We start from the raw sequence: 7,864 nt of genomic DNA, 5'->3' as shown, positions 1-7,864 counted from the left end.
TCGACAACGGCAACGGCACGGGGTTCGGCCTGTTCAGCATCCGGGAGCGGCTCGAACACATCGACGGCACCATCCGTATCGAATCCAACCCCGGCGAAGGAACCAAGATCATGATGATCTTCCCGCTCGATCTGGCCGCGATCAGCTAATCCAACCGCGCGCGTTGCACCGGCGACCGGAAGCAGCGCCCGGCGCCATCAAAAAGCGGATTCGAGGATTTCGACAATCTTGTTGCGGCGGGTTTCGATGCTTTCGCAGAGGCGGAACTGGACTTTTGCACGATGGAGGTTTTGCCCCGGCCGCTTGACCTTGAAATAGACATCCCCGCGCAGGTGGTCCTGGAAGAAACGGAGCCCCAGCTCGAAGGTAATCAGCTGGATCGACCGATACAGATAGTTCCGGTCGTTTTCCGTCAGGAACTCGCGGGCATAGATCATGTAGCCGCGCACGAAGGCCTCGCACAAGTCGAGATCGAACTTCACCGCCGTCAAATCGGACGGCTCTTCGCCGGCCTTGTTGCAGAGCGAACGAAGCGCATCGCCAAAGTCGTAGTGGATCAGACCGGACTTGACGGTATCGAGATCGATGATCGCCGTGCCCTTCCCGGTATCGTCGTCGATCATGATGTTGCTGACCTTGGGATCCCCGTGGATCAGCCGGTGCATCAACTCGCCGGAATCGATGGCGCGTTGCAACACGTGGGCCAGCTGGCGGCGATCGTTGACGAAGCGGCTCACCCCGCGGAGTTCGACGGAACTCTCGATCAACGCGACGACGTCGGGATTCTCCAGCAGCTCGTCGTAGCCGGCGAGATAGCGCGGGGTCTCGTGGAACCCCGGAAGCGTATCGCGCAACCCGTCCGGATCCATGGTCGATACCAAGCGATGGAACTGCCCCAGCACCGTCCCCACCTCGAAGGCGTGCTCCGCGTTCTGGGCGACATCGTACGAAGTGGCCGAAGCAATCAGCGTGAGCCCCCGCCAAAAGTCGCCCGCCGGATCCCGAAAGAAATCCTGGCCATTCCGGAACATTACGATGCGCGGAAGCTGCCAAATGCGATCGGCGCTTTCGCTTTCGGCCAACAGCTGTTCATGGCAATGATCGGTGAGGATCCGCAAATTTTCCATGATCCACTCGGGCTTGGGGAAAACGCGGTGGTTAATGCGCTGGATAATGATGCGCTCTTCCGAAAAATGGGTGCGAAAGACCGCCAGATAGGTGTCGTTCACATTCCCGTTGCCGATGGAACAAATACTGACCAAATGCCCCGCAACGTCGATCTGTTCCGCGATATGCTCCGGTTTCATCGTCCCGCCCCTTTCCGATTGTACTGCACGTCGACACCGCCGCCAAAAGCGACTGGGCTGCGAGCCGCCCCGAACTAGCGTTGCGAGGTGATGAAGTTCACGGCATTCTGGAACAGCTTCAGTCCCAGCCCCTGCTCCGGCAACTCGCCGCGAAGCTTTTGCTTATCCCAGTTCGGATGGTTTTCCGGGAAGAGATAGGCTTCCGGGTGCGGCATCATGCCGAAGATCCGGCCTGTCGGATCGGACAATCCCGCAATTGCGTTGAGCGAACCGTTCGGGTTGGCCGGGAATTCCTGGGTCGGCCGGTGGTCCGCATCGACGTAGCGCGCGGCCACGCAGCCCTTGGCTTCGATCTTTTCAAGCAACTCGTTGTCGAGCGTGAAGATCTTTCCTTCCCCGTGACGGATCGGCAGCGGCAGGGTGCCGAGTCCCTTGGTGAAAACGCACGGGGACGCGTCCTCGAAACGGATGTTTACCCAGAAATTCTGGAAGGTGCCGCAGTCATTCTGCATCAATGAAACGGTCGGTTCGAAATAGTTGCCGTCCAGCCCCGGAAGCAAGCCCATCTTGGTCATCACCTGGAATCCGTTGCAGATGCCCATGATCAACTTGCCGTCGTCGATGAACTTCTGCAGCTGCGCCTGCATATGGTGCTTCACGCGCAGGGCGAAGACGTGTCCGCTGGTCATGTGGTCGCCGTAGGAAAACCCGCCGATGAACATCATGGCCTGGAAGTTTTCGAGCTGGTCGGGATGGTCCAGCAAGTCGTTCAGGTGAATCTGCTGCGGCTCGGCGCCGGCCAGCTTCCACGCATGGGTGCTCTCCGCCTCGCAGTTCACCCCGTATCCCGTAATAATCAAAACCTTTGGTTTGCTCATGTTCTCTGCTCCAATTCAATTGGCCACAACCGGGCACAAGATGCACGAAGACGCTTCCACGAAGGCGTTGTGCTCAGCGTGCCTTTTCGTGGTTATCCATTCATATCATTCAACATCGCGGTTGCGGCGGCGACCGGGTCTGCGGCCTGAACGATCGGACGTCCGATCACCAGATGCGTCGCGCCCTGCTCCACCGCGAACGACGGCGTCGCCACCCGCTTTTGGTCGCCCACATCGCCTTCCGGCATCCGGATGCCCGGCGTCACCAAGATGGCATCCGGGAACTCCTCGCGCAGCACCTTGGCCTCGTGCGCGCTGGTCACCATCCCGTCGATTCCCGACGAAATGGCCAAACGGCCGAGCTCCAAGGCCTGTTCGGCCACCGTACGATTGATCCCCAAATCCTTGAAATCTTCCTGGCTGAGGCTGGTCAGCGTCGTGACCGCCACGATTTTCGGCGGGTTTTCGCACTCGCGGGCGGCCTTGGCCGCTTCCTCGAGCATGGCCCGGCCACCGATGGCGTGCACGGTCATCAGGTTAACGCCATGCTCGGCGGCGGTTTTGACCGCATTGCCCACCGTGCGGGGAATATCGTGCAACTTCAGATCCAAAAAGATTTTCTTGCCCCGCTTTTTCAGCGGTTCCAGCACCGCCGGCCCCTCGGCGCAGAAGATTTCCAGCCCCACCTTATACCACTCGATAAAATCGGGCATTTCCTGGAGTTTGGCCTCCATGGCCTCTGCATTCGGCACATCGAGTGCCACTATCAATTCCGCCTTATTCATCCCAACATCCTTTCATTTGCTCAATGGCCGCACAACCTAACAAAAAAACCCCTGCCCCTGAAAACCATTCCGCCGCTTTTTACGCATCGTCGCAACGGTGCGTAAAAAGCGGCGGATTCGGCGCCTTGCGGAAGATTCGATTCGCTCCCGGCCCGGGCAACGAATCCCGAAGCAGGAAACCCAACTCGCCCCGTCGACCGTTTCGGCCCGCCAGCGCGATCGGGATGCGATGAACGAGACTATCCGACCTTATAAATCGGCTCGGTCTTCTTTTGGTGCAGGAAGTGCAGCGCCGTCAGGCACTTGTTCCTATCCGGACAAAACAGGCCGCAATACTCGATCCGCGATTGCTCCGCCATCCTGCGGCGGTCATGCGCATTGAAGTCCTGCTCCGCCTCGTGCCAAGCCACGCAACGCCCCTCGGCCTTGGAAAGGTCAAGACGGTGGGCGTCGATTGCGCGGCGGTATTGAACAATCTGCCAGTCCAGCAACTCATGTATCCCAGTGCACGACCGCGTTCCCTGTTCTTCCATTGTATCCCTATGATTTCCCATTGCTTTTCTCCCTTAGCAAAGATTATGCATCGGTTATAAGCAATGGGAATGCCAACTTCCCGTCCCATCGTGATTTAGGCGTCAGGCCCTGGATTTCCCGGCAAGCTCCTTGATGACGGAATAGGGAAAGAAGCCCGTGTTGTGGCCATCGGACCAATCGACCATGATGGCATAGTTGCCGATGATGCCGACCTTTTGTGCATGGATATCCATCGGGATGGTTTTGGGATCGAGCAACGGCGCGCGGGTCATTTCGTCGACGCACAAGGCGCACGAGCAGGCGCGGCGCAACGCGGCATTGGACACCGTGCAGGATTCTCCATTGGGCCACGAGAGCGTTATGGTCTTCGCATCGAAATCCACGTTCGGGCGCTCCGTCTTTTCGAGCAGCTTCTTGCCCAAGGTACGGATGATGATGTCGGTCGTATCGTTCGCGATTCCGCTTTTGGCCAACTCGTCGAGCGATCCGCTCAGGTTGCCGGTGATCGGCAGCTCCGCAATGGTTTCGAGGCCGAAGCGCTGCTCGAGTTCCTTGCCGCCGGATTCGCCGAAGATGTAATGCCGCTTGTTGCAGCCGTCGCAAATGAAGTAGGCCATGTTTTCCACGACGCCGAGCACGGGCACGTTGACCTTGTCGAACATCATGATCCCCTTGCGCACATCGGTCAGCGACAGCTGGTGCGGCGTCGTGACGATCACGGAGGCATCGATCTGGACCGACTGGGAAATGGTCAGCTGGATATCGCCCGTTCCCGGCGGCATGTCGATCACGAGATAATCGAGTTCGTCCCACTGCGTATTGTGCAGCAGTTGCTGCATGTATTGCGCAACCATCGGCCCGCGGAGCACGGCGGGTCCGTCGCCCATCAGGAAACCGAACGACATCAGCTTCAGGCCGTCCACCTCGTGGGGAATAAACTTGTTGTCGGGCGTCGCGTGCACGCCGGGTTCATGGAGGTTGAACAACGTTGGAATCGACGGGCCATAAATGTCGGCATCCAGCAGGCCCACCTTCGCGCCGCGCGCGGCCAGCGTTTTCGCAAGCAGCGCGGCCACGGTCGATTTGCCGACGCCGCCCTTGCAGGAACTGACGGCGAGAATATATTTCACGCCCTTCAACCCGCTCTCCTCGGCGGAGAGCTGGCGGCCCTCGCGTTTGCGGGCCGTCATGTTGACCCGCACCGTTTCGACCCCGGGCAGATCGCCGACCAGATCGATCGCCTGCTTCTGGAATACGGGACTCAGCGGACAGGCGGGCGTGGTGAGTTCGATGGTGAACGAAACCGTTCCCCCTTCGATTACCAGATCCTGCACAAAACCCAGCGAGACGATGTCGCGCTGGAAGTCGGGGTCGATGATTTTACTCAACGCCTCCAAAATGATTTCTTCAGTGACCATGAACGTTCCTTATATGAATGGAGGGGCGAATCGATGGAAAGATGGCGACCGGGGAGGCAATGGAAACAGCCGCCCAAAAACCGGTCCCCCTCGTTGCCCGCTAAATCAGGCCCAACGCGAGCAATGCGGCGGTCGACATGCGTTCGCGCGTCCAGGGCGGGTCGAAAACCAGCTCGATGTCCGCCCCCGAAACGCCCTCGGTCTCGCGGATCGCGGCTTGAATGCGGCCGGGAATGTATTCGGCCTCCGGGCAGTTGGGGGCGGTCAGCGTGATCTGCGCGTATACCTTGCCGTGCTCGTCGATTTCAAGCGTGTAAATCAGCCCGAGGTCATAGACGTTGACGGGGATTTCGGGATCGAACACCATTCGCAGCGACCGCACCACTTGCTTGTGCAGTTCGGGATTGGCTTCTTCCAGCGGGACTCGTTCCATTTTCTTTTTTCCAAATAGCATCGGGCATCCTTATTCCGTTGAGACTTCTTTCTGCAATTTCTTCAGGGCGGCATCGAACGTGTGCCAAGCCAGCGTGGCGCATTTGACGCGGACGGGATAATCCTTGACCCCCTTCAGCACTTCGAGTTTCCCGAGCGGCACATCGTCGGGATAGGCTTCGTCTTCGGTCAGCGCATGGTGGAAGCTGTTGAACAGTGCCTCGGCCTCGGCTTCGGTTTTGCCTTTGAGCGCCATCGTCATCATGGAGGCCGACGACGTGCAGATGGCGCACCCCGCGCCATCGAACGAAACATCGTCCACGATTCCGTCCCGGATCTTGAGATAGACATCGATTTGGTCGCCGCACAGGGGATTGTTGCCGTGCGCGAACCCGTCGGGATCCTCGATCTTGCGGAAGTTGCGCGGGTTTTTATTGTGGTCAAGAATGACCTCTTGGTAGAGCTCTCTCAAATTCGGCATAACGCCCCCTATTTAAACATTTGAATCGTTTTTTTGATGGCCTCCGCGAGGACATCGATTTCGCCGAAGGTGTTGTACATCGCAAACGAAGCGCGGGCCGTGGCCGGAACGCCGTAGCGTTCCATGACGGGTTGCGCGCAATGGTGCCCGGCGCGCACCGCGACCCCCTCCCCGTCCAACATCGTGCCGATATCATGCGGATGGACGCAGTCGAGCACAAACGAAATCAGGCCGGCCTTTTGATCGGCCTCGCCGATGATCCGCAGGCCGTCGATGTCGCGCAACCGGGCGGTGGCATACTCCAGCAACCCGTGCTCGTGCGCGGCAATGATGCCGAGCCCGACTTTCTGGACGTAGTCGATCGCGGCACCGAGCCCGATCACGCCGGCGATGTTCGGGGTTCCGGCTTCGAACTTGTAGGGCAACTGGTTGTAGGTCGTCTTTTCAAAACTGACCGACAGGATCATGTCGCCGCCGCCTTGGTAGGGCGGCATCTCGCTGAGCAGTTTTTCTTTGCCGTAAAGCACGCCGACGCCCGTTGGGCCATAGATCTTGTGGCCGGAAAACGCATAGAAGTCGGCATCGAGCTTTTGGACATCGATGGGGATGTGCGGCACGGCCTGGGCGCCATCGACCAAAACCGGGACCCCGAAGGCGTGCGCCGCCGCGATGATTTCCTTCACCGGATTAACCGTGCCCAACGCATTGGAAACCTGCACCACCGAAACCAACTTGGTCTTTTCACCCAGCAACTCGTGAAACCGCTCCATCTCCAGCTCGCCCTTGTCGGAGATCGGCACCACTTTCAAGATCGCCCCGGTCTGCTCGCACACCATCTGCCACGGGACGATGTTCGAATGATGCTCCATGTGCGTGATCAGGATTTCGTCGCCCGGCCGGAGGCGCGGGCGCGCATAGCACTGCGCAACCAGATTGATCGATTCCGTCGTGCCGCGCGTGAAGACCACTTCGTGCACGCACGAGGCATGAATAAAGCTGCGCACCTTTGCCCGGGCCTCGTTGTAGAGGTTCGTCGACTCCTGGCTCAGCGTATGCACTCCGCGGTGAACATTGGCATAGTGCCCTTCGTACAGATCTTTTATCGCATTGATGACCTGGACCGGACGTTGCGTCGAGGCGGCATTGTCGAGATACACCAACGGCTTGCCGAAAATCTTCCGCTGAAGGATCGGGAAGTCGTCGCGGATGGATGCGATATCGTACTGGACGGTGTTGTTCATCAGGAAACCTTGTCGAGCCAGTCATGGACCAGCGCTTCGATATGGGCCTTGACGGGCTTGCAGTTCACCTCGTCCATCACTTCGTTGGCAAAGGCGAATGTCAGCATGGCATGGCCCTGCTTCGGATCGATTCCGCGCGTCTGGAGGTAGTAGAGTGCGGTGGCGTCGAGCTCGCCGACGGTTGCGCCGTGCGTACACTTCACATCGTCGGCATAGATTTCGAGCTGCGGCAACGTGTTGACCTTGGCGCCGCGCGAGAGCAGCAGGTTTTTGTTGTTCTGGATGGCGTCGGTCTGCTGGGCGCCCTTTTGCACCAGGATCCGCCCGCAGAAAACGGCGCGCGCCTTGTCGGACAGGATGCCCTTGTACAGTTCGTGGCTTTTGCATTCGGGGACGGCGTGATCCATGAACAGATGCGTATCGAACAACTGCTGGTCCTTGAGCAAATAGAGCCCGTTGCAAATGGCTTCTCCGCCCTCGCCCGTCAGCTTGCCGCGGATATCGTTGCGGCCCAGGGCCGAGCCCACGGCCACCGAGTGGTTGCTGAACACCGCATCCGCACCCACGTGCGCCTCCAGGGTCTGGAAGTGGTAGGCCGTCTTGCTCTCGCGCTGGATTTTGTAGTGGTCGGCCACCGCCCCATCGTCAACGAAGACTTCCGTTACGGCATTGGTCCAATAGGATGGGATCGACCGATCCGCCGGATCGCCGATGAATTCCTCCACGACGGTGGCCTTGGCCCCTTTCCCCACCGAAACAAAATTCCGCAAGTGGAATTCGGCCCCCGG

General features: G+C 59.1%; 10 protein-coding genes. 1 reads left to right on the top strand and 9 read right to left on the bottom strand.

Translation table 11 applies throughout. The features are described from left to right. Positions 1 to 149 (top strand): ATP-binding protein (locus ABYO54_RS11255; protein WP_372808347.1); only part of this gene is annotated, 149 nt, incomplete at its 5' end. Between the two features lie 48 nt (positions 150 to 197). On the opposite strand, the gene ABYO54_RS11250 is transcribed toward ABYO54_RS11255, so the two are convergent. From ABYO54_RS11250 to sufD, 9 genes are all read right to left on the bottom strand, one after another. Further along, positions 198 to 1,307 carry a phosphotransferase enzyme family protein gene (locus ABYO54_RS11250; protein ID WP_372808346.1) on the bottom strand — a complete coding sequence of 370 codons (1,110 nt, stop codon included), beginning with the start codon at positions 1,305 to 1,307 and terminating at the stop codon, positions 198 to 200. Between the two features lie 74 nt (positions 1,308 to 1,381). Then, positions 1,382 to 2,185, bottom strand: coding sequence for a phosphoribosylformylglycinamidine synthase subunit PurQ (locus ABYO54_RS11245; protein WP_372808345.1), 804 nt, complete (start codon positions 2,183 to 2,185; stop codon positions 1,382 to 1,384). Positions 2,186 to 2,277: 92 nt separating this feature from the next. Next, entirely contained in the window at positions 2,278 to 2,970 is a 693-nt protein-coding gene (gene pyrF, locus ABYO54_RS11240) for an orotidine-5'-phosphate decarboxylase (protein WP_372808344.1), read from the bottom strand. 239 nt (positions 2,971 to 3,209) lie between these two features. Continuing rightward, the gene (locus ABYO54_RS11235; RefSeq protein WP_372808343.1) at positions 3,210 to 3,524 is read right to left on the bottom strand and encodes a hypothetical protein; all 315 of its coding nucleotides are present in this window, start codon (positions 3,522 to 3,524) and stop codon (positions 3,210 to 3,212) included. Between the two features lie 81 nt (positions 3,525 to 3,605). Then, positions 3,606 to 4,922 carry a P-loop NTPase gene (locus ABYO54_RS11230; RefSeq protein WP_372808342.1) on the bottom strand — a complete coding sequence of 439 codons (1,317 nt, stop codon included), beginning with the start codon at positions 4,920 to 4,922 and terminating at the stop codon, positions 3,606 to 3,608. A 100-nt stretch (positions 4,923 to 5,022) separates the two neighbouring features. Continuing rightward, positions 5,023 to 5,355, bottom strand: a complete 333-nt coding sequence (locus tag ABYO54_RS11225; protein ID WP_372808341.1) for an iron-sulfur cluster assembly protein — start codon at positions 5,353 to 5,355, stop codon at positions 5,023 to 5,025. A 30-nt stretch (positions 5,356 to 5,385) separates the two neighbouring features. After that, entirely contained in the window at positions 5,386 to 5,835 is a 450-nt protein-coding gene (sufU, locus tag ABYO54_RS11220; RefSeq protein WP_372808340.1) for a Fe-S cluster assembly sulfur transfer protein SufU, read from the bottom strand. 8 nt (positions 5,836 to 5,843) lie between these two features. Continuing rightward, a complete protein-coding gene (locus ABYO54_RS11215; protein ID WP_372808339.1) occupies positions 5,844 to 7,076 on the bottom strand; it encodes an aminotransferase class V-fold PLP-dependent enzyme in 1,233 nt (410 codons plus the stop codon). Continuing rightward, positions 7,076 to 7,864, bottom strand: a 789-nt coding sequence (sufD, locus tag ABYO54_RS11210) for a Fe-S cluster assembly protein SufD (protein ID WP_372808338.1), incomplete at its 5' end; no start/stop codon positions are given. The genes sufD and ABYO54_RS11215, both read right to left, overlap by 1 nt.

Origin of the sequence: Pontiella sp. (assembly GCF_041622395.1) — a bacterium.
In the GTDB taxonomy this organism is placed as follows: domain Bacteria; phylum Verrucomicrobiota; class Kiritimatiellia; order Kiritimatiellales; family Pontiellaceae; genus Pontiella.
The sequence above is the reverse complement of the archived record's forward strand: the minus strand, read 5'-3'. Positions and strand labels throughout refer to the sequence as shown.